Source organism: Adlercreutzia sp. ZJ176, assembly GCF_011038975.1.
GTDB lineage: Bacteria > Actinomycetota > Coriobacteriia > Coriobacteriales > Eggerthellaceae > CAAEEV01.
Genome location: NZ_JAAKEC010000009.1, coordinates 100505 through 127381 on the forward strand (window position 1 = coordinate 100505; position 26877 = coordinate 127381).

Below are 26877 nucleotides of genomic sequence, written 5' to 3' on the forward strand. Positions count from 1 at the left end.
TTACGCCCCCTCTTCCGCGTGGTCGAGCTGAGTGATCTTGCCGTGCTCCAGCTTGAGCGTCCTGTCGGCCACGCCATCGGGGGGCCTGTGGCGAATGCGCAGGCACGTCGTTCCGTCGCGAACCAGCCTGCGCGTGAGCTGGGAAACCGACCTCGCCGTCGCGTCGTCGAGCGCGGCGTCAACCTCGTCGAGCAGAAGGACGTCCGGCCTGGTCGCGAAGGCGCGAAGGAGCGCGACCCGGGCGAGCTCGCCGCCTGACAGCTGCGCGGCGTCCCGGTCGAGGCCCACGTCGCCAAGCGAGGCTTCGTCCATGAGCGAGCAAAGCACCTCGTCACGAGGCGGGTCGTCGCCTCGACGGACCCGGAGGCTCCACGGCAGCAGGAGGTTGTCGCGCACGGTGCCGGCGATGACGGTGGGCTTCTGCGGCACGTAGCAGACGCGCCTTCGCCATTCCTCCGGCGAGAACGAGCTCGAGTCAACTCCCTTGAGCGAAAGGGTGCCGCTCGCCTTGGGATGAAGGCGCGCGCACGCGCAGAGCAGGCTCGACTTGCCCGATCCCGAGGGGCCCACGAGATCCGCGATCTGCCCCTCCGCAAGCTCGAAGCCGATACCGCTGAAAGGCTCGTACGGCACGCCGTTTCGCCTATAGGATACCGTGAGCTCTCGTGCCTCGAAAAACGTCATGTAAGCTGACCTCCACGCGTCCTTTGCGACCAAGATTACGAACAACGCATGTGCCTAAGAGCAAACCGCTGCAAATATTACTATTCATGGAGCAGCAACGGAACCCGACGCGTGCGACCATCCTGGCGTCGAGGGGCAAAATCAGGTTTTGCCCACAAAGTCGCGCTTGCGAAAACCGCGAAAGGACGCGGCAGCGCCGTTTGCCCGACAACCGGCAAGCGAGAATTGGAGATGCCGTCGATTGGCGGCCAATTGGCCGTCGATTGGCAGCCGCACGCTCCCGAAGGGTTATAATGCCGCAGTTCTCAAAGAGGCAGCGTTTTCTGGCACTGAACGGAGTCCTGGATGAAATCGAGCGCGGAACCAGCCGACGCAGCAGGCGCAACGGGCGCAACAGGCGCAACAAGCGCAACGAAAGGCGCGCTGGCGAAAAGAAGGGCGACAAGCCCGAAGAAGGCGCTGGCCAAAGTGCCCGTCCCGACGGCGGGCGTCGCCTTGGGGCTTGCGTCTCTGGGAAACCTGCTTGCGCCGTGGAGCCCTGCGCTCCACATCGTCTGTGGGAGCCTCTCTCTTGCCATGGTGGCCCTCCTCGTCTTGAAGGTCGTCGTCCACCCCAAGCTGATGCGCGATGACCTCGGCAACTCCATAGCCGCAAGCGTATCGGGGACCCTCTTCATGAGCATCATGCTGCTCGCGCGGTACGCGGCGCCCGTCGCTTTCGAGGCGGCCTTCGCCATCTGGGCCCTTGCCGTTGTCGGCCACTGCGTCCTCATCGTCTGGTTCACGGTCAAGTTCATACGCAAGCTGAAGCTGCCCGAGGTCTTCCCCACGTACTTCATCTGCTACGTGGGCATCATCGTCGCTTCCGTCACCTCCCCTGCGTTCGGGCAGCAAGAGCTCGGCCGCATCCTCTTCTGGTTCGGCTTCACCTGCTACATCGCCCTCTTCGTGCTCGTGACGCTTCGCTACGCCAAGCACCCGGCTCCCGAAGCGGCGCGGCCCCTCTTCTGCATCTACGCCGCCCCGATGAGCCTGGCCTTGGTGGGCTACCTCTCCGTGTACGACGAGCCGAACGCGACGTTCGTCGCCGTGCTGCTCGCGCTTGCCCAGGCGCTCTACTTCTTCGTGATCTTCCATCTCCCGAAGTTCCTGAAGCTGAGCTTCTACCCGAGCTTCGCGGCCATGACGTTCCCGTTCGTCATATCGGCCACCGCGCTCTCGCAGGGAACCGAGTGCCTGGCGGGAGCCGGGATCCTCGCGCTGGAGGGCTCTGCGGCAGGCGCGCTGCTCGGCGCCCTGACCGTCTGCGAGACGCTCTTCGCCACCGGCATGGTCGTCTTCGTGCTCGCGCACTACCTGCGCTTCTTCTACCGCGCGTTCACCGAGCCTTGCGCGCCCGACGTCCTCGCCGAAAGGAGGGCGGACGAGCGCCTCGAGGAGTGCTTCGAGAAGTAGCGACGAACGCGACTGGGCCGACGCGCTGGCAGAGAAGCCCTGGGCGCTGAGAACCATCAGCCCTGGACGGGTGAGCGCCATCAACAAGGCTGGGGCGCTGCTCGCTTGCCCGCCAATTCCGCCGGCGATGCTTCGCCATTGACCGCAAGCGGCGCGCAGGAGGAAATCTGGGCCGACATGGACGAGCGCATACACGGATGCGACGCGTGCCAGGCGAAATGCCCGCGTAACCACGACGTGCTCGAGCACGCAGCCGAGAAGGATCCCTTCCTGGAGCTTCTTGCCGAGGAGTTCGACCTTGAGAAGACCCTCTTGCTCGATGAGGCGTACTACGACGAGGCCGTGCGCCCCATCATGTACAACTACATCAAGGACCTCGACATCTTCCGCCGTAACGCCGCCGTCGCAGCCGCTGCCCTCAGGGTCGCCCGCTTTCAGGTGCTAGAAGCTGGGCTGCGACGGACCTTTGCGCGCCCCTGTCGACGGAGGAGGGCTCTGCCAGCGTCATGCCGCGATCAGCAACATGGCTCAAGCATTTACGCAGCGACGTTCTCCTTGATGATGCTGCAAAGGAACTCGGTAGCGCCTTCGCCGCATGCCCCATCGTAGTAGGCTACGAAGCGCGGATCCAGCAGGTATCCTTCTGCGAGCGATTTATGGGCCTCTGGCGTGTAGGCGTCATCACCCCAGTGAAGACGTATCCACCGCGCATGCATCTCCGCCACCGTCCTTGACAGCGACGAGCGGGGGTCGCCCGTGTCCATGGCCTCCTTCAGGGCGTCCTTGATGCGCTGCTCCAGACCCTCTTTCGCGTCCCACGCCTCCCGCGACATCCCGAGCATACGCTCGTTTGACGCGTCGATGGCGTCGTCGCCGTAAAGCTCGCGCGCCTCCTCGCCGTACTCTCCTTCGAAGAGGGCGACGGAATCCCGCTTGAGCTGCTCGAATCTTTGCTTGTCGTCCATGGCCTCGAATGCCTCCAATCCCTCCACCGCGCGTTGCACGATGGAGATAGTCTCGTCCAAATCCGATCTCTGTCGACGTAGATCGCCTAGATGGCATGAGAGCATGCGACCGATCTCGAAGTCGGGCTCGTGGAGCGCGCTGGCGATGACGGAAAGGGGTATCCGACACCTTCGCAGCAGAAGGATGTGCTGGAGCGCATGCGCGTCTTCGGTGTCGTAGATGCGGTAGCCGTTCTCAGCGCGATGCGGCACCAAGAGACCGATCTCATCGTAATAGCGAAGCGTGCGCGCGCTCACACCCGCCAACTTGGCGAGCTCTTTGATGCCGTACGTGCCTTCGCGTGCCATCGCAGCCGCCCTCTTCCCTTCTTCAGTCGTTCCGTTGCTCATTGCCATCTGCGGACGAGCTTAAACCCTGACGCGGCGTCAGGGTCAACCATCACGGTCGCCCAGGCAGGCCCAGCGCTCCTTCGAGAGCCGCCACATCCTCACGCATCGCACCTTGCGACGGGTCGACTCCATGCGCGAGCGCTCTGCGCGGAACGGGTGAAGCGTGCCGTTCTGTCGCCTCCCGGAAGCTCACAGGGGATGCCCGGTTCCATATGATCGCACGCAAAGCCGCAGCCCCTCCGCAGAAAGCGGCCAGCTGCCCTTCTTGGCCGCCATGGCCACTCAGTTCGACACGCGAAGCCACGCGACCTGCTCAAGCGCGCCAGCCCTGCGAGCAGCTCTCCCCTCCCTGCGTTGCGCTTGCGTGTTGCGCTTGGCGTATGCGCCGCTTCCTTTCGTTTCGCCTCGGTGCGAGACCGAAGGTGGCGGGCGTTGGCGAGACCGGAAAGAGCCGCGACGTCACGCCGTCGACACGCTTCGTGTCATGCGCCGCCTTCCAGACGTTTTGTGCACTGGTATTTCGTCACCTGCATGAGCCGCACAGAGGCTCTGAGAAGCCTAGACCGGATCATGGTCATTATGGTGGGAGCATCCCTGGTAGCCTGCCTGCTTCTGGTGTTGGTCACCTTTCGCTCAGCCAAACAGACCAACGACAAGTTCGGCCACCCGGAGGGAGATATGGCCCTGAGGAGCTTTGCCCGGCAGCTGGACGAAGCCCTATACGAGGCCAAGCGAAAAGGGAAGGACCGCTTCCTGATTGCCAACAGGGCATCCTGATGGAAAAGGCTCGGCCAAGTGGTTGCCAACCTCATGTTCGATCTCTGACCCACCTCACTGACCGCAGTCGTGAACGTATCCTTTTTAACCCGAAAAGCGCTACCACTCCCTTGATTTACTCCTCATTTCCCCAGCACCAATGGTCGCAGGGGGTTTGCTTTTGCTCGTCAAGCCTGAGTAGCAGGACGGATTGCAATGTGCTCGTCCCTACGCGGCGGCGATGCGCCGGATGAGATCGTTGGCCCAAGCGACAGCCTCATCTGCACCGGGCAAGACGTCAAGGCCAGCAGCGGCCTCCGAGTAGAGGAGGTCCCACGCATCGCCCTTCACTATGGTCGGAGGCCACTCCTGCTTTCGCCTGTACGAGAACAAGCGCTCGCACACCTCCCTCACATCATGTAGGTCGACCTCGCCGTTTGTGACGATGAGCTGGAGGTCTATCAGGTCGTGGGCACGCTGACTGTTTGGCTCGCTCACTCCATGGAGCTTCTGGGCAATCTGATAGCGAAGACTCATGAGGGACACAGGGCTTGGCTCCGGGAAAGCCATCGCCTTGAGCATCCTCGCGGCATCCTTCGGCACGACGAGGTCAGCGTCGTCGGCATCACCGATCTCGTTATGGCCGAGCTCGAACGTCACGGTGCACCAAGGCTTGCCGAGATAGCTCAGCTTCACCGCATAGGGCTGCATGACATAGGAGTCAGGAACGTCTTCGGGATGCGCTTTGGGCATCTCTACGAGCCGACCCGTAAAGCCCTCCCAGCCATCCGAAAGGCGCCGGGAGAAGTCGTCGGCGAACTCGTCTTGATCGACTGACCTCGCTGCATCGAGGTCAGTCGTGGCTCTCGTCGCCGCATCGCCGAAGCGAATCTTGAGGGACGAGCCACCCTTTATCACGACACCCCTCAGCATCTGTCCCACGATAGTGTTAGCGATCACGGTGCGATTCCCCAGATAATCCTCTTCGCTCACACCGAAACGGCGGATCGCCATATCCAGATTTCTAACGCTGTTAGGTCTTTTCATCGCCACCCCATGTCCTTCTCGAGCTCTTCGTATTCCCGCTTGGTGAGATATCCTTGAGCTTGCGCCTCTTTCGTGGCAGTCAGCAGCCTCTCGTCCATCATCGTCTGCCTGGCTGCGCGAATGGCCGTGGCCACGTTCTGGGAGGGAATTCCCTCGTAGCGCGTCACGACATCTCCCTTGCCCGGCTTCCTCACGCGGACACCAGAAGGAAGCTTCCTTCTGGTCCGCGTAGGCACAGCGACGAAGATGCGATTGGGGTCCGTCGGGGCAAGATCCAGCATGCCGATCACGGATTCGCCATATAGGTATGCCTTCCTACCCAAACGCGCGACCGCTATGGCGTAGGGGTCATAGCTGCTCGGAACGTATTTGGTCAGTCGATAGAGCCCGCGGGAGATGTTCTCCAGCTTCCCACGGTGGGCGAGCTTGGCAAGCTCCACGGGCGGTATCCCCGCCTCGCAGGCGTCCTCAGTAGATATGAGGTAGTAGTTATCTACCGCGATCTCGTATATGTCATCGTAATAGCTCATGGCAGAACTATACCATTATCGGTATTGTTCTGCCAACAAAGTACGCAAAACCGCATCGTGCCAATTTAGACCCGATCTGGGATGACGTCTCGGCAATGGTCGACTCGCCGCGACCAGTGAGCCGACCGATACCCTCAAGCGCCGTGCTTCGCTTCGAGCCTGATGGACGAACGGTCGGCGAGTTTGCGGTAGCCGGGGCCGAGCCACAGCGGCAATTCCTCCTGACGCACGACGAGCGGCATGCGGTGGTGGATCGGTGCCATGTCGGCGTTCGCCTCGGTTGTCACCACAGAGAACGTGCCGCCCCTCCAGGTGCAGCCGATGAGGATGACGTCTTGACCGGGAACGCGGAACTCGTACTGGCGCTTGACAGACCTGCCGGTTTTCGGCGAGGAGCAGGTCTCCTCGCGGTGCGCCTCGAAGAACGCTCGCACCGGGATGACGCAGCGGCGATGCTCCATCGATTCGCGCCAGGTGGGCTTTTCCACGCTCTCGATGCGCGTGTTGAACACGACGCCGGATTTCCACGGCTCCTCGAACCCCCACGAGAGCCCGCGAGCGGAAAGCGATCCGAAGGCGAGGGCGGGAGGCGATGCAAGGGCAAGTATTCAAGCCGATAGTCATAATTGTCAGTTGTTCATTGTAGACTGCAAATTGCGACAAGGAAGCAGGGGGAAATGCCGTCGTGGAAGAGTTCTTCTTGTGTTTTTGAAACGAATCTGATATAGGAAGAGCGTTTGGGATAAAACTATAAGTACGTCTGGTGGTGAGCACTTGTATCCGTTGCTGATCGTCCGAGTGGAGATCGTCTGCTTGATACTCCTGATTTTTCTCGGCATCAACGCCCGCTATTACAAAATGGGAAAAGACAATGGCAGCTTTAAGAGAATGCTGTTCTTTGCCATTGGCCATGTTGTGTTCGACATAATCACCGTGCTGACGGTGAACAATCTGGACCAGGTCCCCATCTGGGTCAACTACATAGCCCATGTGGTGTTTTACCTGTTCGCCATTTTGTTTGCCCATGAGTTCTTCTGCTATGTGATTGCTCTGTCCTACAGTGCGAAGCGGATTCAGAAGGCGGTAAGAATTATTGGCCTTTCCCTGGTGGGGCTCTATCTGCTCCTCCTGCCGGTGATGCCCATTGAGTATCTTCAGGGCAACGGAACCAATTACAGCCTAGGGCCGGCAGCCGTTGTAGGCTATGGCCTTGGCATGATATTTCTAGCAGGCAGCGCCGTGATCCTGACCGTGAATTTCAAAAAGCTGGCGCCCCATGTTCGGATGGCCTTAATTCCCATGCTCACGGTGATGGTGGCGGCGGAGTGCATCCAAATCGCGGTGCCCGAGCTGCTGATTACAGGCGGCGCGGTAACCGTTGTCACGGTGGCGTTTTTCTTCTCCCTGGAAAACCCGGCGGATGTGTTTAGGCAGAAGCTGCTGATTGACGCCCTCACCGGCGTGAAGAGCCGCAACAGCTATGAGCTCGAGATCCAGCAGATGGAGGAGAAGTTCGTCCAGAACCGGGATGTTCGCTTCGGGATGGTATTCTGCGACATCAACGACCTGAAGGAGGTCAACGATGAGTTTGGCCACCTGAAAGGGGATGATTACATCGGTGACATCGCCCAGATCTTGACGCGGGATCTGCAGGGGGCGAAAAGCATCTACCGCATGGGCGGCGATGAGTTTCTGGCCATATACCGCAATGCGGACGAAGCGAAAATCCAGCAGGAGATCGATCGGGTCAATGCGGACTGCAAGGCCATGTCCGAAAAGGTGCCCTACCAGATGAGCGTTGCCGTCGGCTACGCCGTATCCGGCGAGGAATACGCCTCGTTGCGCAATGTGCTGCAGATGGCCGATTATCTCATGTATCAGAACAAGACGGACATGAGGCGGGAAAAAGCCCGCCTGTCACAGGACGGGCAGCAGCTGAATGTCACCGGCTTGACCGACCGCATCTTCGATGCCTTTGCCGCAACAGGCGGAAGGAACTACCTTACCATGGGCAATCTGTCCACCAACGTTTCCCGCTGGTCTCAGGCGGCGGTGGACTACTTCGGCCTGCCCGGCGAGTTCATTTACGACAACGCCACCGTTTGGATGGAGTATATCCACCCGGATGACCGCGCCACCTATTGGGCGGACATCAGCGCGGTTTTCAACGGAAAAAAGAAGGAGCACGACATAGAATACCGCGTTCGCAACAAACGGGGAGAATATGTGGTATGCACCTGCCGGGGCAGAATACTGAAAGGCAAAAGCGGTGAGCCGGATCTGTTTGTCGCCACCCTGATCAATCACGGCATCGGAGAAACCATCGATCCCATTACCGGGCTTCACAACGAGCGCATCCTGGCTCCCTACATGGAAAAGCTGCTACGGGAGAAGACCAGGGTATCCTTCCTGACGGTGAAGATCTGCTCCTTCAGCAGGATCAACCTGCTGTATGGCCACTTAACCGGCAACCAGATCCTGGGGCAGTTTTCCGGTATTCTGAGAAAGATCGTTGGCCAAAAAGGACGGATTTTCCGGATCGGAGACACCAGGTTTACTCTTTGCCTGCCGGGAATGGATGCGGAGGATGTTTCCAAGCTCTATACAGACCTGACAAGCGCCGCCCGCTTCGAGATCACCATGGACTCCATCACCATTCCCCTGAGGCTGGCGGGTGGAACCTTTGCCGTGGACGAGAAATATACCGGCAGCGTCGCCACCGTCCGGAACAATCTGACCAGCGTGCTAGAGCGTTCCGAGCAGGAGGGCCACGGCCGTCTCACATTCTACGGCGATCCGGCTCGAGGCGAGAGCCAGGTAGACTTCAAACTGCTGACCGCCATCTATCAGGACGCGGTGACGGAGCGGAAGGGCTTTCGCCTGGAGTATCAGCCCATTCACCAAATGGATACCGGAGAGGCCATCGGGGCGGAGGCTCTGCTGCGGTGGCGGGACGAAGAATTCGGCAAGGTGCACCCGGGACAGTTTGTACCTTGGCTGGAAAACGATCCCTGCTTCTTCCAGGTGGGCTGGTGGATCCTTCGGAAAGCCCTCACAGATGCCCGGGAGATGCTGCCGGTGGTGCCTGGTTTCGTGATCAAGGTCAATATCACCGTCCTGCAGTTGGAGGACGAACGGTTCAACGCCATGGTGCTGGATGTGCTGCGGGAGACCGGCTTCCCGCCCCAGCAGCTTTGCCTGGAGCTGACGGAGCGCTGTCGCGAACTGGACGAGGAATACCTGAAGTCGCAGATCGAGTTCTTTCACAGGTTTGGCATTCAGATCGCCTTGGACGATGTGGGTACCGGCTTCTCCTCCCTGGGTGTTTTGCTCAATCTCCCGATAGACGAGGTCAAGCTGGACAAGTCCTTCATCACGGATATACGCAGCCGGGAGGCTAATCAGGCGTATGTGGGCGCAATCGTGGATGCCACACGGAGACTGGGCCTCCATAGCTGCCTGGAGGGGATCGAAGACCGGAAGACCTACGAGTACCTCCGCTCTCTCGGCGCAACCTGCTGCCAGGGATACTATTTCTCAAAGTCTCTGCCACCCAGAGACCTAAAGGCCTACCTGCTGACGGAAAAAGGAAGAAGGGAAGGTACCAGACTATGAGTATTACGCGCCAATCGGTGCATGATTCCGCAGCGCACCAGTGTACCGCTTCGTGATCCACCGGTGCGCACCGATGCACTGCCCTCAGCCCGACAACGCCGGGCTTTTTCCTTTCCAGAATCGATCAGTGTTGCCATCGGGAAGAGGGCCGCTTAAGATGCGGCAAAGGCAATCATGCTCTAGATGATGCTCCGCTTTCTCGGTCAGGCCCTACGGTCTGCCCTTCAAAGCGAAATCGCCAAACACCGGCAATGGGCACACTACCCACAGCCCAGAAGGAGGGCTCCCATTTCCCGAAGATTTACTCCCCTGGAACAGCTCAGGAGTAAATATCGCATAGCGGAGTAAATCGCTGACCTGCGATAACGCGAAATGCTGAGTTAAGATTGAGTTCGCACCCGTAACTTGAGCGAGAAGCGCTCTTGAATAGCCCAACCACAGTGCTGGTAATTCTGCGAATTCAAACCGAAGGCACAGCGCGAGACGTTCGCCTTAATCCGCCTGTCGGATTTGGTCTATGAGTGAGTTTGTCCAATCTATAGCCTCGCCCACTGACGGGGCAACTGGAAGACCTTCGGCTTGCACGGCGTAGAGCTCGGCCCAGCCCGGCTGCTCAAGCACCTTCGGCGGCCACACCTGCGCCTTCCGAAGTCATCGACCGCCCTGTAAATGTCATCAATCTTTGCCATGCACGCGACCGCAGGTGACAAAACACATTTAAACAGCAACGATGACAAATTGGCATCGTGAGCCTGACATGGGACGATGCTTGAGAAGTGGTTGGCTCGCCGCGATCGGCGAGCCAACTGACGCCCTCAGATACCGCGCCTTTCGAGCAGGTCCTCGCAGCTTTTCGGTGCGATGCACACAAAGCGTCAGATTATGTCAATCGACACGCCATGTCATGTTATTGAATTTGGCGTGAATCAAGGAAAAGCGGTCGAACTAGTTTGTCGTTCTACAGACGAGAATGTTGTAAAGGGCGGGAATGATAGGCACGGAGCGCGTATCACTTCAGCCGGTAGGTGCGATCACTCGTTGAGCCTCGTCCCACGATGACTCCCTTGTTCTCCAATCACTGGAGCAGCTTCAGGGTGCCCCGCGGAGTCAAGTTGACGGCCTCCGCTATCTCTGCCGTTCTCGATGCGCCATGCTCCGCGATGAGCCGACATGCGGTCAACTCGTTCTTGGAACACGATTTCGAGCGCCGTAACATGACGCCAAATCCGCTATTCGAGAAAAAGCCACTGGCGACCGCAGACTTGCAGTCGTTGCGACAGCGACAAGCTCCCAGTTCAGACCACGATAGCCACCAACTCGCATTTCACGCATTAGTAGCACGTGGTTTGCTTGTGATGCTCTGCTTCAACGCGAAGTCTCATAGCGCTCATTCAGAAAGCGACTGCGGATGCTACTAGCCAATGGCCAAATCAGCCTAATAGGTTCAACCGAAGGCTGAATTCCAGACGGCTCAATTCGCGAATTCAAGAAAGATTCCCCACTGCACAGCAGCGGGGAATCTTTCTTGAATTTGAATATCTGGAGTAGATCATCAGACAAGCTTCAAGGGGTTGATGTCCAGCTGCTTGCATTTGCGCCAAACCAGGACCATGTACCACACATCGCAGATCTCGATTGCAGCGAAGATCAGCCACATGACGCCGAACTGATCGAAGGAATGGGCGGGCAGGTAGTTAAACATGACGATGAAGGTGCCGAACCACTTGCAGAAAGCGATCCAGAAGGACTGGCCTTGCACGTTGTCGCGCTGCCAGATCATCGCGATGAACAGCGCGCTCATGAGGAGATTCTGCGAATAGGCGATGAACTTGGCAGCTTCCCAGGTCGCTCCGCCGAGATTCGGATCATGGAAGGCGGGGATGGTGGCAAGGAATTCCGTTCCGATGAAGATGAAGATGAAGCAGAAGGCGAGCATGAGGATGAACATGCCGCAGAAGCTGTACTTCCCAGGCTTGGCCTTGTACGTGTCCGAAAACGCCCTGCCTCCGAACTTGAGCACCGTGAACACGATGACTACGTCGAAGAGAGCCCAAACCGTATTGATGACCTGAGGCAACAGCATCATATCCGGCGAGTAGAAGAGCATAGAGAACCTGACCTCCCATGCGATGTTGATTGCCAGAGCCGCGAGCGGCATGCCATAGGTCTTGTCCGCGAAGTCCCTGCGGATGATGAGGATGTACACGATGGTCCAGAACAGACCGCTAATGCCAACGAATACCATCCCGTTCCTCCTATCTCAAAGTGACAGATGTAACATCGCAATGGTATCGTTGACGGCATGAGACACGCTGACTCGATGGAGCACATCCGCAGGCATTGTCACTTTGAGAGGAAGCGCATGGGAAGGCTGACGGCGGATTTATCCGATGTGGAGAGCAGGATCCTCGATGCAACCATAGAGTTACAGAGCGAGAAGGCTTACGGAGATATCAGTGTCGTGGACATCTGCAAACGCGCAGGCGTGTCCCGTCAGACCTACTACAGGCATTACGAAGGAAAGGAGGATGTCTACCTCCGCTATCTCGACGACCTACTCCATCAGGTGTTCGAGAACGAGGAACAGGGGCAGACATTCGATCGACTGTTCGAATCCTTGGGCAAGCTGTTCGCGGGCAATCGGCAGTTTCTCAGTTGCCTCTTCAAGGCCGGACTGGATTCTAGGATACTCTTCCGCTTCGAGCGGCTTCTCGTGTCGATGGGATCCCTTAGAGGGTTCGGCTCATCGGATCGGGCTATGCAGGCATTTATCGCGGGAGGCGTGTTCAATGTCATGAAGCGCTTCGTCTTGCAAGAGCCGGCTCCGGATGCGAAGCAACTTGCAAGCGCGCTGAAAACGCTCGCCCTTCCGGTTGTGGTGAATGCCAAGGAGCGGCAGATCCGAGAAGACAAGTGAGAACTTGCCAGCGGTTGCCGGAGCGAACTCCCACACCCCGCGCTGCGTCGTAGGAAGCAGCCACCCCCTTTCGCGTAGCCGGGAGGCGACGACCTTGGCGGGCGTGCGAACGCCCGCCTTCTCGCATATGCCGGCAAGCTGAGGCATGGTCACGAGCTGCGGGCGCTCGAGCTCGAGCGCCTCAAGCACACCAGAGAGCCCTTTCGGTATCGTACGTGACATATATCCTCCATCGGAACCTATATAGATACCGATATAGCAACAGTGGCACGACATCTAGGCAGCTTGCCGAAAGAGTCTGTATCCGCAAGGATGCGCAAGCTCCAGTATGTCCAATACCGCACCTGAAGAAACAGCGCTTTCGCGATTGGCTTGAAGGCGCGATTGACATATCCCGGCACAGCACGAGCATCAACGATCCGTCACAGTACTATACCCTCCGATAGGTCAGAGTAGGTTAGAGCGGGCAGAGCAGAACGACACTGCAGGCTGCTGCCGCTTTATTTCCGCAGACGGGAAGTCTAACCTGTGGTCAGAGTAAGTCAGAGTAAGGTCAGACAGTGAGTCAGCAGTGACGTATCCGGTGCGGGAATCTCCGGGCTTAGAGCCGCGGAGATGAAGGTGGTCTGCGCGGACTAGCGGGCAATCTGCCGTGAGCGTCAAACGAGATCGATGTTTTCGTAGCGTTCAGTGTCGATCGCTGAACCTTGACGCACGCAATAGCGGCAATCACGTTATCCACCCATGCCTACTACTGCCATTCGAAGCGGTGAGCGCCTCGCCCCTTGATAGGCCAGTTCCTGGTCGGATTCAGATAGCGAACAGGAGTGAACCAACCTTATTACGCTCTAGAAGCCCCATGCGGTAGCTAAGTCACGATCATAACTGTGCGGCTGCTTGATCGTTGGCATCTTGTCCACTTGGACCTGCGTTGGATAAGGGATCGCGGTGCCACTGGCAATGCACGCGCCTTGTGGAAGAACGGGAATCATGCTGCTAGTTGCATGATCGATGAACGACACGGCTTTTCCGACGGCACGAAGATCGTCGTCATTTACCAACCGATGAATGAAATAGTTATGCATCTGGGAAATGATTGTCGGCGAGATATCAGAAGGCCTTTGGCTGCTCACCGTTAGATACATTCCGAACTTCCTACCCTCTTTCACAATCTCCTCGAAGGTCTCCAGTCGGTAATCACGCCAGCTTTCGCTTTCGCGCTGGGAATCGTACGAGAGGATATTATGAGCCTCGTCAACGATGAGATGAACGCTTGAGTCTTGCTCGCTGCGACCGCGTGAGCGCTGCTCCCGGTACACGTATTTTGCGATGATAAGCGGGACCAGCTTTTTCTGATCCAGGTTCGCATCTAGCAAGGAAAAAACCTTCACGGGTTCATCAGCGCTGAGCAGCTTACCGCCCGGTGTCGTCTCATATAGTTTGCGAGCCTCTTTCATCTGGTTTTCCAGACGCGGAATCAAACTCGATATATGCTCGCGCGCAATGCTGCCGCTGCGCCAACGCTGAAGGAATAAGAACCGAGCGCAGAATTCGACTATTGAGGGCAAATCCTCGACTAAGTCACGAAGTTTTTTGGGGAGCGTGTTGAAAGCGCTGAAAACATTGCTTTCGACTTCAGCAGCGCTATTACCGTACGCATTGCCGATTCTAAGAATGGGAGTTGCGGTACCTGCAAAGATTTCTATATCCTCGACCGTCTCTCGCACTTTGTCTTCCGAATCACGCAGGTTGTCTTTGTCGACAACGAATGCCATGCACCGGGCAAAATCGTCGCGTTGCTCAGCGAATACGCGTTCGTGACCAAAATAGCCTTCGAGAAATGACCTCATCATCTTCTCCAAATACGCCACACTGTTGTGAGCATCGACGATTTTACGGGCAGTACGAAGGCAAGCGCGCAAAAAGGGGCGCTGGGTCTTTTCGGTTGCCTGCGTGAGAATGGCCCAAGTCTCCAAATCGAAGTAGAAGTCATCGGGCACGGGTACCTTCTGCTTGCCTGCCTTGGCAGCGGTATCCAGCTCATACACCTTCTTTTCCGGACACAAAACGTCAGATGACGTATATTCACCGTTGAAGTCGATGAAGATGAACTGGCCCTTTCCAGAATCCAGAGAGCCAGCCTCCCTCATCCTGTCAAAGCAATCTGTATAGAACTTGCACAGCGTGTTCGACTTGCCCGAGCCCGTGTTGCCGAATATGCCAATGTGGCTAGCAAAGAGGCTGCTTGTCGGCGCCACAACCGATACCCCTTCTTGCCCAACAAGGCTTCCCAGCCTGAAGGGCTTTTCCATGGGCTTCATGAAAAAAACTTATCATGGTGAGTTCTTCGGGAGTCAGAACGTATACATCCGATGAGACGAGTGGGAGAATCGTGATGCCCCTGTCGAACTTGTCGCCCCTCCTAACGCCAAAGACCGAGATCTCAATCACACGCTCAATTCGTGACCCTCCTGTCGTGCGGGCAGAATAATCGTCTTGGGAGGAGCTAACCTCGTTCTGGATTTCGCCTTCGATGCGTCCAAATATGTGGTCGAAGCCGCACGGTATCTTGACATAGCCTCCGACGGATACATTGCGGATCAACTGGCCGTTGTGAAACAGGAAAGCCTCATTCCTATCCCCATAGACGCGCGCCCTTATCTTGGTCCCACGCACCTCCACAACTCGCGCAACAATAAGGGATGAATCGAGCATCAGCGCACCCCATTCAGTATTTTGCAGAATCCCTCGAGGGCGAATTCGCCGCCGGATGGAACCACGTACCAGACGTTACTGGCATGCTGGAACTTCTCCTGGTATTTCTCAAGGTCAACTTCCTTGTGACAGCATACAAGCAATATGAGTTGCGGATTCTCGAGTGCACGTCGTGTTATATCAAGTATGTGCTCGTCTTCGAAAGAAAAGCCGAAGCTGATCAAGAGCGCGTTGTTGCGATCAAGCTCGTTCGCATAGAGGCGGAGAAGCTCGTAGTACGTTAACCCGAGAACGGTCTCTTCGAACTTTCGCTTTGTTGGATTTATCAAGTAGAAGGCGCGATGGTAATCTGCGAGATAATCTACTAGATTTGAGGCGTCTTTCCCAGATAGCCCTTCCACAACCCTGACAAGATTACCTTCGGCCTCCTTGACCTGCGATTTGACGATCTGCTCAATTTGGGGAAGCTCAGCAAGGGCCATCGTGCCCGATGCTTTGCCCGCAAACGAGTCCAACGCTTCGATGTAGTTGTGAAAGCAGATGTTATCGGAAGCATGGCTCTTGCCCCACGTAACCGACCCATGGAGCTTTATGACGTTAAGGGTGGGAACCTGCGCGGAGTACTCCATGGAAAGGGATTGCTGATACTGCGTTCGGCTGAATGAACGGATGGCAAAAACAGGATTGACCCTTCCTTCAAACCCGTCGTTGTACGCACATCCCGACCGTTCCAGAGCAAGTTCGATCATGGGGTCGTAGTTGGTAGTGAACAGACATGCGCGCCTGGGAATCGTTGTCGTACCTCGCGTTTCGATAATTCGCTTGAGATGATCGCAGAAGTCGAGCATTTCGGTCGTCGGAGCAATATCGCGCATAGGCAGAAGGACGTTTTTGAAGTATTCGAGCTGCAAGAGAGCCTCAGCGAATTCAGCAAACACAGGGTCTTGCCATTTATGTTTGTGGCACCATTCAAGCCACTGCTCCCTATTACCGAGCGTCGGTAGCAAGCCTGCGCAAAACCCCGCACCTAGCAGAATGTTGATGTGTGAGTTCGAAAAGGCATTGCGCAGCGTTTCTTTCGAGAGGTCATCTAATTCTAAGCCGACGCCATTATCTGCACAGGTTATTACCTGCGAAGCGGGAGTAAACGAGAACGATTTACGCATCAGGCAGCCTTTCGGGATTTGGTTATTGCCTGATCGTATGATAACCTTGGGGACCAAGAACCGCATGTTGATCGAACTCGTAGCGCACCAGCACAAAGGCAGGCGGGGTAGTGTTTTCCGCAAATGCGGGCAAACGTGCTCGATTAGGGCTGGGCAAGGAGCGATCTATTGTGCGCTTCGACACCATTCGAGAATCTTAAACACCTTCAAAAACCAGCAGAAACCCGATTTGTTACAGTTGTCTACCCTACGTTGTGAAGCCTTGGGTGATGCGGCAGGACGACAGTCGCCACTTCGCCCAGTTTCTTCGAATCCGAAGCTGCGCGTCGGAGCAGGTGCACTCGATGGGCAGTATTCGGATAGAGGTCGGAATACCAGCTTGGCACACTTGTCACCCGCAATCAACCTCAACCTACCGTTACCACTTTTCACAAACTTCGTAGAAGCTCGCAGTCGAGGCGCATCGGTGATTACTGGATGATCGGTTACTGTCGGTGACGCAAACCCTAAAACCACAGTGCCAGATTGGCACCGTGTTCCGGCCTGGTGGCTCTTCACGAAAACGGGGACCTACGCGCTTTCGCAGATTCCCATCGCACCCTCAGATGCCTCACCTTGCGAACAGGTCCTCGTAGCTCTCCGCGAATTCCGTCGCTGACGATCTGGGCATGGTGGGCGACGTGGTGATTCCTCCCATTGATCCCAAGCCGGTGGTGCTCTGGCCCCGTGCGCTGGTGCTTGCTGATGACATCCTTGAGTTCACCCGTCTGCACTCCGAGGGGTCGCCTTCGGGCGGAATCGTCGTTGAGGTCTTCGAAGCGACAGATGGCCATGAGACGCTGTCCAAGGTGCCGCGGCACAACCGAATGAAAGAGATAGTTTCCGTTGGGTTTGATGAGTCCTTCGCAAATGTATGGACGACGAGCCTTGAGACGGTGTTTGGCATGGGGGTATCTGAACGGAATCACGCAAGATGAACTATGTACTTGCGCCCTGCACGAAGCTAGAGGCTCTTGACCTTCAAAGTATGGGCTTCGGGGAGTCTCTCAGTGCGAAGATGGCTTTGGGTCATGTTCCTTGTTGCAGACGATCACGGTCGATGCCTCTTGGCAGACGCCGGCATTCACCAACAAGTATGCGACGTTCTACAACTGCACCTCACTGGTCGATGGTAACGGGACCACGTATTCAAGCGGCAGGATCTCCGACGACTACATGAGGATTGATTCCGTGGGCCAAGCGGGGTATTTAAGGGTAAGCTAGCATAGAAAAGCCCCCCCCGTTGTGGAGGGGCTGCGACCATTACCAGGTTTTGTCTTCGTAGGGCGTATCTGCGTGGCCTTTTGCTTTGCACCTGCTGACCAACTTGTCGAGAGGCCCTCTCCACATAGCCTTGAACCAGTTTGTGCCACCAAACCACTTTACGAGGGTGGGGCTAATTGCGTAGTAGATCTTGATGAAGGCGCGTCCGGCAGCGGTCTCTGCAAGTTCGTAGTCGCGGAAACGGCGCAAGGTCCAAACCTCGGGGCAATCGTAGGAACCATAGGCTGCGGTAGCAACGTAGCAGCCTTTCTTTTCCTCTTTCTTTGAGGCCCAATACTCCTCATCGCTCATGTCTGACTCGACGCGGTCCAGCCATGCATAGATTATCGAATCAAAAAACTTGCCTACTCTTATATCGGTCCAGCGGTAGGACTTAAAATTGCCTGCGATCAGCTTCCCGTTTCTAGAAACAGTCGCTCTGTTCCCCGCATCTATTACATCGAGACAGGGCATTTCGAAGTTGGAACTTTCGAGGTTCCACGCAGATACGTCAGGGTGATATATGTCAGGGATTCTGATCTCTGCGTCAGGATCGTCAATTTGCCTTCGTTCGTATAAATTGATGCGTTGATTTATGCAAAACCGGAATGTTGATTGATATGAAGATGTCAGCGCTTTGAATACCTCGGGGTTGCTCTTGCGGGCCGCTCTTGCGGCTTTGGTAGCGCTTTTGAAGCAGTCGTCGATGGCGCTTTTGACTCTTCTCTCGAATTGCGGTTCGAACTTGTCTGGCGGTCCAGTGTAGCCTGCTTCAAATTTCGCCCAGTCCCAAGCCAGGTCATCTGCTTTCCTGCTATCCAGTCGTGGGTAGCCCTCTTTCTCGAGTGCGTTCTGCAAGTCATACGCCGAACTGTCAGCATGTTCGCTGATTGCATTAGACCAATATTGAAATGTGCCATAGTACGAAAACGGGTCACCTGTCATCACGGATATTCTTTTGAGTTTCAAATGAGTTTCCTCTGTGAGCTTGAATACTTCATCTTCGGCTTTATTCGGTGCCATAGTGTTGCCCCCTTCTGTCTTGCGAGAACGGTGTAGCTTTGTTCAGGCGATACGAATCGCATTTGAGGCTTAAACCCCGCCCTGTCGAAGCTCTTTCATTTTGCCACTCTTTTACGACTTGTGAAGGTGCCGCGAGCGAACGATGGTTTGGAAATTGGGCGGAGACAAATTGAAGCAGCCCATGACTTTTGTCCTTTGGATGGGACTTTCTGGGCGTTTACCCATGGACAAATGAACCCTAGAGAAGCGTTTTCTAGTGCTCCAGAGTGCTCCTTCGGGGTTTATAGAAACTAGCCTATGAACTGCAGAAACGCAATGAATCGTTTCCTATTGTTATGAACCGTTATGAGTAAATTTTGTTCCCATTCAATCGTGGTAACTCTTAAATCGCGTCTTATGCGTTCAATAGCGTCCATGTGACCCAAATCCATTATAGGGATTCTATCCTGTAGTGTTACCAGACCAGAAGCAATTTGCGTGTTCGACTATTCATTCTATCAAGGGAGTAGATCACCGAAAAACGAAAAGGCTGCTTACTCTGGGAAAACACGCCCGATTACAGATCACCCGACAACGGCGATCGCTCTATCCCCTGATTTCCACAAAATAATATTCCCCAGGAATATGAAAAGGAGTAGATCATCGTTTCTATAAACACGCTTTGAACAGGTAATTCGAAGAACGCTGTTAACAAGAAGCCGCCCAAGTGATAACAGGGCGCAGCAAGGAGCGATATTGCGGGTAAGCCACTTTCGATTTTTCCGATTGTTGAGCACATTAAGAAGGGCCCTTGCAATCTATCGATCCAGACTGAAACGCATCCTCGCATCCAGTCAATATTATCTTCTTTAAGGGCTCAAGGCCCCATTGCATAACATACGCACGGCATCGAGCGCATCTTCCCACGAGAGCCCCGCCGCGAAGTCGTTCCTGTTCTGGTATCTCTTCCAATGCCCAGCCATATCCTCGCTTGCCGCCAAGGCATCGACGACAGATTCGCAATCAGCGAGCATGATGTCATGACCCCTCGCCTTCGCGGTTGCCGCGACGGCTTCCGCCAAGGTGCCGTAGTCGATGTCGGCTCCCATGTTGGCTAGCGCCCACATGTCGTAGAAGTCCCTCATGCGCGTGTTGAGCGTGGAGCGAACGAGCATGGTCTCGATCTTCTCGGCGAGCACGGTTTCCATGTTATATGCGAGGATGTCGATGTCGCGATCCTCAAGCATGAGACGGTAGGCGTAGTTGATAGCCGAAGGCGTAATCGCATCACCCGTCGAAATATCGAGCTTCATGGGGATCTCCGTCTTGCCGAGGTGCGCACGCATCTCGATACGCACGCCTCCGTACTCCGAGTCCTCCATGATCTCGTATGCATCCTCAACATCGAAGGCCATGCCGTCTGCCAAGGGGATGGCGGCGATCACCCTCGTCATCTTCACGGCGCTCTCGACATCCAGCGCCTTGTCCTGCATGGTGACGTCGGTGCCCCTCGTCATACGCTGCCCAATATCGAGCATGGAAGTCACGAGCATGCCGCCTTTGAGGACGAGGTTTCCCTTGTATTCTGATTCCGCCACGCGCTCAAGGAAGCGCTCCATGGCATAGCGACGTTGCAAGAGCTGCGCCTTGCCGCTGTCCCCCTTGGCGAGGTTCTTGATGAGGTCTTTCACCTTCCTCGGATTGTCGATCATAGGAGCACCCCCATAACGCCCCAGACACGCGATTCCATGTTCATCGTTCGTGCGTACTCTGACAAGCGCGCAAGGTTCTTGCCCTTGGAGGACACGTAGGACTTCAGCGCGTAGTTGAATTCGGTAACATCAGTGCTTTTTCTCTTGCGGATCACATCGCAGATGGTCCGCTCCTTGTCGTAGGCCTTGACCAGGTTGCCGTCCGGCGTCTTGACGTCACAAACTCCCATGCTGTGCCACTCGGGCTTCACGTAGTAGATGCGAACGCCCTGGTCCTTGAGAGACGGCGAGTTGTAGCCGGACTCCACGCTGACCGACAGCGGGATGGGCTCGCGCTCGCTCATGTCGTGCAGGAACAGCGCGGCGTCATGCGAGAAGATGGCTTTCGGAAAGCGTGCCTGCAGCAGCGCAAGCTCGTCCGGAAAGGCGTCTTTGGACAGGTAGATGCCGCGCCCCTGCTTCTCAAGTTCCTTTTCCTTCACATAACGATAGAAGGAGTCCTTGGGAACCCCCTCCTTCGCAGCTGCTGAAGCTGTGATAATGCCGTCGCCCTCTTCGAGGATGCGATCGAGCGTCTGGGTATGCTTTGCGACTTTCATACTGAAATCATATCAAAGATTCAGTACAAAAGTAAGGTTTTGAAGTAAACGAATAAAGACCTTGCAAAAAGAGCGGTTGTTATCGGTGACACGGATCCGAAAACAACGGTGCCAAATTGGCCCCGTTGATCTGAACTGGTGATTCTTCAAGAAAATGGAGCCTGCACGCTTTCGCAGGCTCCTTCGCACCCTCAGGCGCCGCGCCTTGCGGCGAGCCGACTCCATGCAAGAGTGCTCTGCGTGGGGGCGGGTGAAGAGAATGGTGATCCGAAGAAGTTGCCCATGACCTGCGCCATCCGCGTCCATCTCTAGCTGTCAAAGCTCACCAGTTTTCAACCCGCAATTCAGTCGCACCCTCATTTTGCTTCGTCTCCCATTCGATCTGCGCCACCGCATTTGACAGCTGCCTGTCATGCGTAACCAACAGAAACGCGCCAGGAAAGCCGGTCAGCATTTCCTGCAGCGCTTCGATAGAGCCAACGTCAAGATGGTTTGTCGGCTCATCGAGTATGAGGAGGTTGGGATTCGCGACGAGCTGCTCGGCGAGCATGAGCTTGCGGAGTTCGCCTGGACTCAGATCGTCACCATCGAGCAGCTTGTCGGGGTCGGAATTCAACCGCGCCACAATGGAAAGGATGCGGCCCTTCATCTCCTGGGTCTGATCTCGAAGCTGCGCCAAGGCCCGCTCGCGCTCACCCGGTCCGACATCCTGGGGGACATACGCCACTTTGACGATGTCAGGGACCGATTCGACGATGCTCCGCACCACGAGGCTCTTTCCTGTTCCGTTCGCGCCGGTCAGCACCACGTGATCCGTTGGCAGAATCCAAAGCTCCGGTACGTCTATCGAAAACTCGCCAGCAGACAGTCGCGCAGCCTCCAGGTGCACCACGGAGATTGAGCGCGCAGCGACGCCGAACTCGCCGATGTGATGATCGTATCGCTTTGAGACGGCTCTCTTCGAAAGCTCTGCCTCGGCTTTTGCGAGCCGCGCGCTCATGCTGGACGAGAGCTTTCCCGCCACGCCGTCCTTTCCGGAGAATATGGCGAGCCCTATCTTCTCACGTGCATCGCTGTCGTTCTTGGCCAGATTGCGCTTGCTGCGCTTGCCCTTCTGACGCGCCGCCTCCTCGCTCCTGCGCTGAGCTTCCGCTTTCAAGCGCCTCGCTTCGCGAGCGGCTTTCTCACGGCCCCTGATCGCGGAGGCTCGCTCGCTCGCCGCCTGATCGCTCGCCTTTGAGTACCCGCCGGGTCGCATGATCCAGCATGCGTCCTCGCACATCAGGCTCTGGCTCGCAAGGCCATCAAGCAGATCCCTGTCGTGCGAGATGAGGATTCCGATGCCGTCAAACGAAGCGAGCGCCTTCTTCACGGTGTCGCGTGTGGTAGCGTCGAGATCATTCGTCGGCTCGTCCATGACGAGGACGTCGGGGCGCGCATAGAGGGCGCATGCGATCTGGAGCCGCTTCTGCTGACCGCCCGAGAGCGTATCGTAGCGCCAGAACCAATCGTCTTCGATGCGAAGCAGCGCTCTTGCCCGCCGCGCATCCTGACCCCAGTCCGATGCGAGGTCGAAGAGGTTCTTCGGCTCTTGGGTCGAGTCCTGCTGGCAGTATGCCGAGTAGAGCCTCGGGCTCACCGTCCCCGAGTCGGGCGCAATGATGCGCGCAGCGATACGGGCGAGCGTGCTCTTCCCGCATCCGTTGTCGCCGATGATGCCCGTCCATCCCGATGGGAACGTTGCGCTGACGTCGCTGATGGCAGGTGATGCCGTACCGGGATAGGCATAGCTGATGTGTGTGAGATTCAGTTGCATGGCGAGCTCCTTTGAAGGGAGGTCGCGCAGGGCTCAGGCACGCGAAGCATGGATTCGAAAAGAGGGGAAACTGAAGCGATGCGGCACCCTGAAGCGCGACCGAATGTGTAGATGGTCGTATGGGGCGCCCAAAACGAGCATCGCTAGTTCTTCATCCAACCTGACCTAACTCGAAGCGTCGCCTGCCAAAGGCTCCGCTGATTAACTGATGCCAAGAATTATAGCATGACGCCGGCCACGCAGCTCTCATCTAAAAACCGCATGACAATAGGGTCAGGGCATTTTGCCGCACAAAGCCGCCGAGAAGTCGAGAACAACGATCTGATGGAGCAAGCTATTGCTCTTCCCGAAAAGGAAGCCTCCGTCATCTGAAAGAACAATCCGCAGAAGCAAGGAATCACTCTCTTACAACCCTCGCACGTTCGGTATGTCAGTTCGTCAGGTCGAGCGAATCACAGGTATTGGCAGAGGAGTCATCAGTCGGGCAAAAAGTGACAGAACGCCCTGACCCTATTGTCATTCTCTCAACTCAAAATTATTAGTTTGCACAGCAGTTTTAGTACAAGTATTCGCCTATTTCCACTCAATGATCGACAGACCATTGCTTTGTGTCATGAGAGCGTCTCCGTCCAAATGGTGTTGGCTAGTCCAAACCATCATTTCTCATATCAGTATCGTTTTGAACTCACCCGGATCGAGCAAGCTTGCGGTCGTTTTGAGTTCGTTTCGAGCCGCAGCAATCGAAAAGATATTCCCCTGGAATAGCTAAGGAGTAAATTCCGCATAGCGGAGTAAATCGCTGACCAGAGCAAATGAGAAACGCTGAGTTCAAAGTGAGTTCAGATTGAGTTCACGCCCAATGTCATAGCAATCGGATAGCATCAAGTGGTTCGCTCGTGATGACGCCCGCTTGTCCAAAAAGGCTACGGTACCAAATTGGCACCGTAGCTCCAAGCAGGGCATATTCCCGTAAACAGTGAACAACAAAAAGCTACGAATGCTACTTCGCCGCATCGATGCTCTCAATGAGCCTATTCGCCCAGTCTATCGCCTCATCCACGGTCGGAAGCACTTGAAGCCCCAAAGCCGCATCAGCATAGAGGCTCTCCCAATCTTCACCCCTAGCCACAACGGATGGCCAGCTTTGGAGTTTTCGATAGTTGAAGAGCCTTTCGCAGATCACCCTCGTTTCCGCTAAGTTGACCTCACCCTCGGCGATCTGCACCTGGAGGTCGACGAGGTCGTGCGCCCGCGACGAGCCTTCTTCCGTCACCCCGTGAAGCTTCTGCGCGATTTGATAGGGTAGCCTCATGATGGGCACAGGATCGAGCGGCGGGAAGCCAAGTCTCTCGAAGATGCCGGAAAGCTCCTTTGGAAATATCATGTCTGGGTCTTCTGCGTCGCCGAGCTCGTTGTGTCCGACTTCGAGGATGACCGTCATCCATGATTTGCCATTGTAGGACAGATTGACGTCGAAGGGCTGCATGACGTAGGGCTTGGGCACCCCCTTGGGGCTGGCCTGCTTCTTCTCAACGAGGACTCCCGTGAAGCCGTTCCACCCGACCTCCAGCGAATTCGCCAGCGCCTTCGCGTACTGCTTGATATCCGCCAACCGCGCGGCGTCGAGGTCTTTCGAGAACCTGGTTGCGGAAGACCCGAACCTGAGCTTGAGCGCGCTTCCGCCCTTGACCGCGCCCTCTGGGAGCATCTGGGCGACTATGGCGTTTGCCATCGACCGGCGCAGCCGCACGACATCGCCCTCGTCGGCGATGCGCTCGATGGCAATGTCCAGGTTTCTCCGACTGTTTGGCCTGCTCAAGCTAGCTCCTTTCTCAACCGTCTGTACTCGTCGTCTCTGACAAGCCCTCGCTCTTTCGCGTTGCGCGCGGCGTCGAGCAGGCGCTCGGGCATCACGCGCCCTTTGCAAGCCACCAGAGCATCATAAACGCTCTGGCTCGGTATACCCTCGTATATCGTCTGTTCTGCGTCCTTTGCTGGGACGACGCTCACCCATTCGGGCAGGGCCTTCCTTGTGCGGTTAGGTGTTGCGACCGTGATCTTGGCGGGGTTCACGAGCGCAAGCCCGTGCATCGAGAGCACGGCGTCTCCGACAAGGAAGGCCTCCTCGCCAACAAGGGCTACCGCCTCGGCGTAGCGGTCGTACTCTGTCGGAACCCATTGCAAGATGCGGTACAGCCCGCGCCCCCGCCGATCGAGCTTCCCGAGCCTCGCCCAGCGAGAGAGCTCCGACCTCGTGGCTCCGACCTCCTCGGCCTGCGCCGTGGTGACAAGGCCGTAGTTGTCCGCCGCAATCTCGTATATGTCATCAAAATGAGTCATGCCAGAATGTTAGCAAAAATGTATACAAGTTGGCAATGCTCACGTGATGGCGCCGACAAGTTGGAACTGACTGTTCAGACCAACGGTGCCAATTGGGCACCGTTGGTCTGACCTGGGATGATGCTTGAGAAATGGTCGGCTCGCCGTGATCGGCGAGCCAGCTGACGCCCTCAGGCGCCGCGCCTTGCGAGCAGGTCCTCGTAGCTCTTCGGCGCGATGCGCACGAGGCGTCCCACATGCACGGCCTCAAGCCTGCCTCCGCGAACGAGCTTGTAGACCATGCTCTTCGAGACCTGGAGAAGTAACGCGACCTCTTCCGGGCTCAAGAGCTGCACCTGGCCCTTAGACGCGCTCTGTCGCTCCATCCTGCAAAAGTCTACGTGCGCGTTGCTTGCGATTGTCGAGCTGCTCATGGAAGTACCTCCTTCTTCCTGGCGGCATGCCCTTCGCTTCCGCCCCATGGCAGACACGGCGTGGACTCGGCGCAAGCCGCAAGGGCCAAAGCGCCTTCTTCGCAAAGGACGGCCTCGCCCGCAACCTGCACGATGCCAACCGTGCTTGTGCGGGTTTTGCGCAGGAAGCCGCGCCTTGCGGCGAGCTGACTCCATGCGAGAGTGCTCTGCATGGGAGCGGGTGAAGGGAATGGTGATCAGAAGAGGTGGGCGTAGAATGCAGTCGTCAGTTGCGATCTAGGCGCGCTTGGCTTCGAGCCTGATGGAAGAGCGGTCGGCGAGCTTGCGATAGCCGGGGCCAAACCACAGCGGAAGCTCCTCTTGGCGCACGATGAGCGGCATGCGGTGGTGGATTGGCGCCATGTCGGCGTTCGCCTCGGTGGTCACCATGGAAAACGTGCTGCTCCTCCAGATACAGCCGATGAGGACGACGTCTTGACCAGGAACACAAAACTCGTACTGGCGCTTGACGGGCCTGCCAGTCTTCGGCGAAGGATAGGTCTCCTCGCGGTGCGCCTCGAAGAACGCGTGCACCGGGATGACGCAGCGGCGATGCTCCATCGATTCGCGCCACGTGGGCTTGCCTGCGCTCTCGATACGCGTGTTGAACACGACGCCGGGCTTCCACGACTCCTCAAACCCCCACGAGAGCTCACGGGCGGAAAGCGCTTCGGAAGTGAGCGCGGGAGACGCAAGCGCAGTGTCGAACTTAGGGACGATGAGCGGGGCAGATGCCTTCGGGTATGCAAGAGGCCTTCGGGCAGGCCAGTCCGGCTCGATGTTCACGGGCGAGTTGACCTCGATCTCCCGGATGACTTCGAGCACCTCGTCGAAGGTGAGTATGATGCATCTTCCGCACATGGCGTACATGATACCAGCACGATGGTGGTGCCTTGCACTTGAAGCCCGTTGTTATCGTTGCTGTGAACATCTTCGAAGTTGCGCCGCCCTTGGCAGTGACAATGGGGTCATTTTGTCACAGATTCACCGAGAACTCGGAAACAATGAGCTGATAGAACACGCCATTACCCTTCTCGGAAAGGAAGCCTTCTGTCATCTAAAGGAACGACCCAAAGAAGCAAGGAATCACGCTCTTGCAACCCTGGGGGTGTGGACAAAAACTTGGACACCTGAGACAAGGAGATGGCCATGTATCACCACCACACCCAAGAGGAAAAGCAAGCTGCAATTGACCTCTACGTGACCGGCGGGCATTCTCCGATAACGGTCAAGCGAACGCTCGGATACCCCGATGCGTCAACGCTGTCCCGCTGGTATCGCGACTACCTGCAAAGAGGATATGTGAGAGGGCCTGAGAAGTGGTCGGGCAAGTTCACGGAGGAGCAGGAGAGGATCGCTGTCGAGCACTACCTCTCTACCGGCAAAAACGGATCGAAGGCCGCGCGAGAGCTTG

At 56.7% G+C, this 26877-nt stretch carries 25 protein-coding genes; 8 read left to right on the top strand and 17 right to left on the bottom strand.

The genetic code is table 11. The annotated features are described in order from the left end of the window. Positions 1–684 carry an ATP-binding cassette domain-containing protein gene (locus G7Y50_RS06350; RefSeq protein ID WP_165053206.1) on the bottom strand — a complete coding sequence of 228 codons (684 nt, stop codon included), beginning with the start codon at positions 682–684 and terminating at the stop codon, positions 1–3. Positions 685–1152: 468 nt separating this feature from the next. Between G7Y50_RS06350 and G7Y50_RS06355 the strand changes: the two genes are divergently transcribed. Next, positions 1153–2139, top strand: a complete 987-nt coding sequence (locus G7Y50_RS06355; RefSeq protein WP_165053203.1) for a TDT family transporter — start codon at positions 1153–1155, stop codon at positions 2137–2139. A gap of 177 nt (positions 2140–2316) precedes the next feature. Beyond that, the gene (locus G7Y50_RS06360; RefSeq protein WP_165053200.1) at positions 2317–2748 is read left to right on the top strand and encodes a hypothetical protein; all 432 of its coding nucleotides are present in this window, start codon (positions 2317–2319) and stop codon (positions 2746–2748) included. On the opposite strand, the gene G7Y50_RS06365 is transcribed toward G7Y50_RS06360, so the two are convergent. Next, complete coding sequence (locus G7Y50_RS06365; RefSeq protein ID WP_165056987.1) at positions 2676–3452, bottom strand: MerR family transcriptional regulator; 777 nt, start codon at positions 3450–3452, stop codon at positions 2676–2678. The genes G7Y50_RS06360 and G7Y50_RS06365 overlap by 73 nt on opposite strands. 612 nt (positions 3453–4064) lie before the next feature. Between G7Y50_RS06365 and G7Y50_RS06370 the strand changes: the two genes are divergently transcribed. Beyond that, positions 4065–4271, top strand: a complete 207-nt coding sequence (locus G7Y50_RS06370; protein ID WP_206214788.1) for a diguanylate cyclase domain-containing protein — start codon at positions 4065–4067, stop codon at positions 4269–4271. Positions 4272–4478: 207 nt separating this feature from the next. Here G7Y50_RS06370 and G7Y50_RS06375 read toward each other — a convergent pair whose 3' ends face one another. The 3 genes from G7Y50_RS06375 to G7Y50_RS06385 all read right to left on the bottom strand — a co-directional run bounded on the left by G7Y50_RS06375 (position 4479) and on the right by G7Y50_RS06385 (position 6435). After that, positions 4479–5297 (bottom strand): nucleotidyl transferase AbiEii/AbiGii toxin family protein, encoded by an 819-nt coding sequence (locus G7Y50_RS06375; protein WP_165053176.1) that lies wholly within the window; start codon positions 5295–5297, stop codon positions 4479–4481. After that, positions 5294–5827 (bottom strand): type IV toxin-antitoxin system AbiEi family antitoxin domain-containing protein, encoded by a 534-nt coding sequence (locus tag G7Y50_RS06380; protein WP_165053173.1) that lies wholly within the window; start codon positions 5825–5827, stop codon positions 5294–5296. The genes G7Y50_RS06375 and G7Y50_RS06380 overlap by 4 nt, the downstream gene beginning before the upstream one ends. A 134-nt stretch (positions 5828–5961) precedes the next feature. Continuing rightward, a complete protein-coding gene (locus tag G7Y50_RS06385) occupies positions 5962–6435 on the bottom strand; it encodes an SOS response-associated peptidase family protein (protein WP_165053365.1) in 474 nt (157 codons plus the stop codon). Positions 6436–6601: 166 nt separating this feature from the next. On the opposite strand from G7Y50_RS06385, the gene G7Y50_RS06390 reads away from it, so the two are divergent. Beyond that, positions 6602–9442: an EAL domain-containing protein gene (locus G7Y50_RS06390; RefSeq protein ID WP_165053170.1), complete on the top strand. Its 2841-nt coding sequence runs from the start codon at positions 6602–6604 to the stop codon at positions 9440–9442. Between the two features lie 1552 nt (positions 9443–10994). Here the strand turns inward: G7Y50_RS06390 and G7Y50_RS06395 are convergent. After that, entirely contained in the window at positions 10995–11687 is a 693-nt protein-coding gene (locus G7Y50_RS06395; protein WP_165053167.1) for a hypothetical protein, read from the bottom strand. A 117-nt stretch (positions 11688–11804) separates the two neighbouring features. On the opposite strand from G7Y50_RS06395, the gene G7Y50_RS06400 reads away from it, so the two are divergent. Beyond that, a complete protein-coding gene (locus G7Y50_RS06400; protein WP_165053164.1) occupies positions 11805–12359 on the top strand; it encodes a TetR/AcrR family transcriptional regulator in 555 nt (184 codons plus the stop codon). 848 nt (positions 12360–13207) lie between these two features. On the opposite strand, the gene G7Y50_RS06405 is transcribed toward G7Y50_RS06400, so the two are convergent. From G7Y50_RS06405 to G7Y50_RS06415, 3 genes are read right to left on the bottom strand one after another with little or no spacing between them, the layout of a single operon-like run. Then, on the bottom strand, positions 13208–14617 hold the full coding sequence (locus tag G7Y50_RS06405; RefSeq protein ID WP_165056989.1) for an ATP-binding protein: 1410 nt from the start codon (positions 14615–14617) through the stop codon (positions 13208–13210). Continuing rightward, the gene (locus G7Y50_RS06410; protein WP_165053158.1) at positions 14589–15074 is read right to left on the bottom strand and encodes a hypothetical protein; all 486 of its coding nucleotides are present in this window, start codon (positions 15072–15074) and stop codon (positions 14589–14591) included. The genes G7Y50_RS06405 and G7Y50_RS06410 overlap by 29 nt, the downstream gene beginning before the upstream one ends. Beyond that, positions 15074–16240, bottom strand: coding sequence for an SIR2 family protein (locus tag G7Y50_RS06415; protein WP_165053155.1), 1167 nt, complete (start codon positions 16238–16240; stop codon positions 15074–15076). The genes G7Y50_RS06410 and G7Y50_RS06415 overlap by 1 nt, the downstream gene beginning before the upstream one ends. A gap of 668 nt (positions 16241–16908) precedes the next feature. On the opposite strand from G7Y50_RS06415, the gene G7Y50_RS06420 reads away from it, so the two are divergent. Next, on the top strand, positions 16909–17217 hold the full coding sequence (locus G7Y50_RS06420; protein WP_165053152.1) for a hypothetical protein: 309 nt from the start codon (positions 16909–16911) through the stop codon (positions 17215–17217). A gap of 325 nt (positions 17218–17542) precedes the next feature. On the opposite strand, the gene G7Y50_RS06425 is transcribed toward G7Y50_RS06420, so the two are convergent. The 4 genes from G7Y50_RS06425 to G7Y50_RS06440 all read right to left on the bottom strand — a co-directional run bounded on the left by G7Y50_RS06425 (position 17543) and on the right by G7Y50_RS06440 (position 22671). Beyond that, on the bottom strand, positions 17543–18565 hold the full coding sequence (locus G7Y50_RS06425; RefSeq protein ID WP_165053146.1) for a CFI-box-CTERM domain-containing protein: 1023 nt from the start codon (positions 18563–18565) through the stop codon (positions 17543–17545). 848 nt (positions 18566–19413) lie between these two features. Continuing rightward, positions 19414–20256: a nucleotidyl transferase AbiEii/AbiGii toxin family protein gene (locus G7Y50_RS06430; protein WP_165053143.1), complete on the bottom strand. Its 843-nt coding sequence runs from the start codon at positions 20254–20256 to the stop codon at positions 19414–19416. After that, positions 20253–20855, bottom strand: coding sequence for a type IV toxin-antitoxin system AbiEi family antitoxin domain-containing protein (locus G7Y50_RS06435; protein ID WP_165053140.1), 603 nt, complete (start codon positions 20853–20855; stop codon positions 20253–20255). Before G7Y50_RS06435 ends, G7Y50_RS06430 begins: the two co-directional genes overlap by 4 nt. 322 nt (positions 20856–21177) lie before the next feature. Then, entirely contained in the window at positions 21178–22671 is a 1494-nt protein-coding gene (locus G7Y50_RS06440) for an ATP-binding cassette domain-containing protein (protein WP_165053138.1), read from the bottom strand. Positions 22672–22896: 225 nt separating this feature from the next. Here G7Y50_RS06440 and G7Y50_RS06445 point away from each other — a divergent pair, with 225 nt between their 5' ends. Continuing rightward, on the top strand, positions 22897–23043 hold the full coding sequence (locus G7Y50_RS06445; protein WP_165053135.1) for a hypothetical protein: 147 nt from the start codon (positions 22897–22899) through the stop codon (positions 23041–23043). Positions 23044–23671: 628 nt separating this feature from the next. On the opposite strand, the gene G7Y50_RS06450 is transcribed toward G7Y50_RS06445, so the two are convergent. The 4 genes from G7Y50_RS06450 to G7Y50_RS06465 form a co-directional block, all read right to left on the bottom strand. Next, entirely contained in the window at positions 23672–24490 is an 819-nt protein-coding gene (locus G7Y50_RS06450; RefSeq protein WP_241156459.1) for a nucleotidyl transferase AbiEii/AbiGii toxin family protein, read from the bottom strand. Continuing rightward, positions 24487–25011 carry a type IV toxin-antitoxin system AbiEi family antitoxin domain-containing protein gene (locus tag G7Y50_RS06455; RefSeq protein WP_165053132.1) on the bottom strand — a complete coding sequence of 175 codons (525 nt, stop codon included), beginning with the start codon at positions 25009–25011 and terminating at the stop codon, positions 24487–24489. The genes G7Y50_RS06450 and G7Y50_RS06455 overlap by 4 nt, the downstream gene beginning before the upstream one ends. 170 nt (positions 25012–25181) lie before the next feature. Next, entirely contained in the window at positions 25182–25424 is a 243-nt protein-coding gene (locus G7Y50_RS06460; RefSeq protein WP_206214790.1) for a helix-turn-helix domain-containing protein, read from the bottom strand. A 276-nt stretch (positions 25425–25700) separates the two neighbouring features. Then, positions 25701–26333: an SOS response-associated peptidase family protein gene (locus tag G7Y50_RS06465; protein WP_165053129.1), complete on the bottom strand. Its 633-nt coding sequence runs from the start codon at positions 26331–26333 to the stop codon at positions 25701–25703. Between the two features lie 279 nt (positions 26334–26612). Between G7Y50_RS06465 and G7Y50_RS06470 the strand changes: the two genes are divergently transcribed. Beyond that, on the top strand, positions 26613–26877 hold a 265-nt coding region (locus G7Y50_RS06470), incomplete at its 3' end, for a transposase (protein ID WP_165053127.1).

Bases quoted from the DNA above. Each gene is read 5' to 3' on its own strand.
- G7Y50_RS06380 (WP_165053173.1), bottom strand. From the start codon at position 5,827: ATGAGCTATTACGATGACATATACGAGATCGCGGTAGATAACTACTAC.
- G7Y50_RS06395 (WP_165053167.1), bottom strand. From the start codon at position 11,687: ATGGTATTCGTTGGCATTAGCGGTCTGTTCTGGACCATCGTGTACATC.
- G7Y50_RS06455 (WP_165053132.1), bottom strand. From the start codon at position 25,011: ATGACTCATTTTGATGACATATACGAGATTGCGGCGGACAACTACGGC.
- G7Y50_RS06440 (WP_165053138.1), bottom strand. From the start codon at position 22,671: ATGCAACTGAATCTCACACACATCAGCTATGCCTATCCCGGTACGGCA.
- G7Y50_RS06430 (WP_165053143.1), bottom strand. From the start codon at position 20,256: ATGATCGACAATCCGAGGAAGGTGAAAGACCTCATCAAGAACCTCGCC.
- G7Y50_RS06400 (WP_165053164.1), top strand. From the start codon at position 11,805: ATGGGAAGGCTGACGGCGGATTTATCCGATGTGGAGAGCAGGATCCTC.
- G7Y50_RS06410 (WP_165053158.1), bottom strand. From the start codon at position 15,074: ATGCTCGATTCATCCCTTATTGTTGCGCGAGTTGTGGAGGTGCGTGGG.
- G7Y50_RS06365 (WP_165056987.1), bottom strand. From the start codon at position 3,452: ATGGCACGCGAAGGCACGTACGGCATCAAAGAGCTCGCCAAGTTGGCG.
- G7Y50_RS06435 (WP_165053140.1), bottom strand. From the start codon at position 20,855: ATGAAAGTCGCAAAGCATACCCAGACGCTCGATCGCATCCTCGAAGAG.
- G7Y50_RS06425 (WP_165053146.1), bottom strand. From the start codon at position 18,565: ATGGCACCGAATAAAGCCGAAGATGAAGTATTCAAGCTCACAGAGGAA.
- G7Y50_RS06420 (WP_165053152.1), top strand. From the start codon at position 16,909: ATGGTGGGCGACGTGGTGATTCCTCCCATTGATCCCAAGCCGGTGGTG.
- G7Y50_RS06415 (WP_165053155.1), bottom strand. From the start codon at position 16,240: ATGCGTAAATCGTTCTCGTTTACTCCCGCTTCGCAGGTAATAACCTGT.
- G7Y50_RS06460 (WP_206214790.1), bottom strand. From the start codon at position 25,424: ATGAGCAGCTCGACAATCGCAAGCAACGCGCACGTAGACTTTTGCAGG.
- G7Y50_RS06370 (WP_206214788.1), top strand. From the start codon at position 4,065: ATGGTCATTATGGTGGGAGCATCCCTGGTAGCCTGCCTGCTTCTGGTG.
- G7Y50_RS06465 (WP_165053129.1), bottom strand. From the start codon at position 26,333: ATGTACGCCATGTGCGGAAGATGCATCATACTCACCTTCGACGAGGTG.
- G7Y50_RS06350 (WP_165053206.1), bottom strand. From the start codon at position 684: ATGACGTTTTTCGAGGCACGAGAGCTCACGGTATCCTATAGGCGAAAC.
- G7Y50_RS06375 (WP_165053176.1), bottom strand. From the start codon at position 5,297: ATGAAAAGACCTAACAGCGTTAGAAATCTGGATATGGCGATCCGCCGT.
- G7Y50_RS06360 (WP_165053200.1), top strand. From the start codon at position 2,317: ATGGACGAGCGCATACACGGATGCGACGCGTGCCAGGCGAAATGCCCG.
- G7Y50_RS06445 (WP_165053135.1), top strand. From the start codon at position 22,897: ATGACGCCGGCCACGCAGCTCTCATCTAAAAACCGCATGACAATAGGG.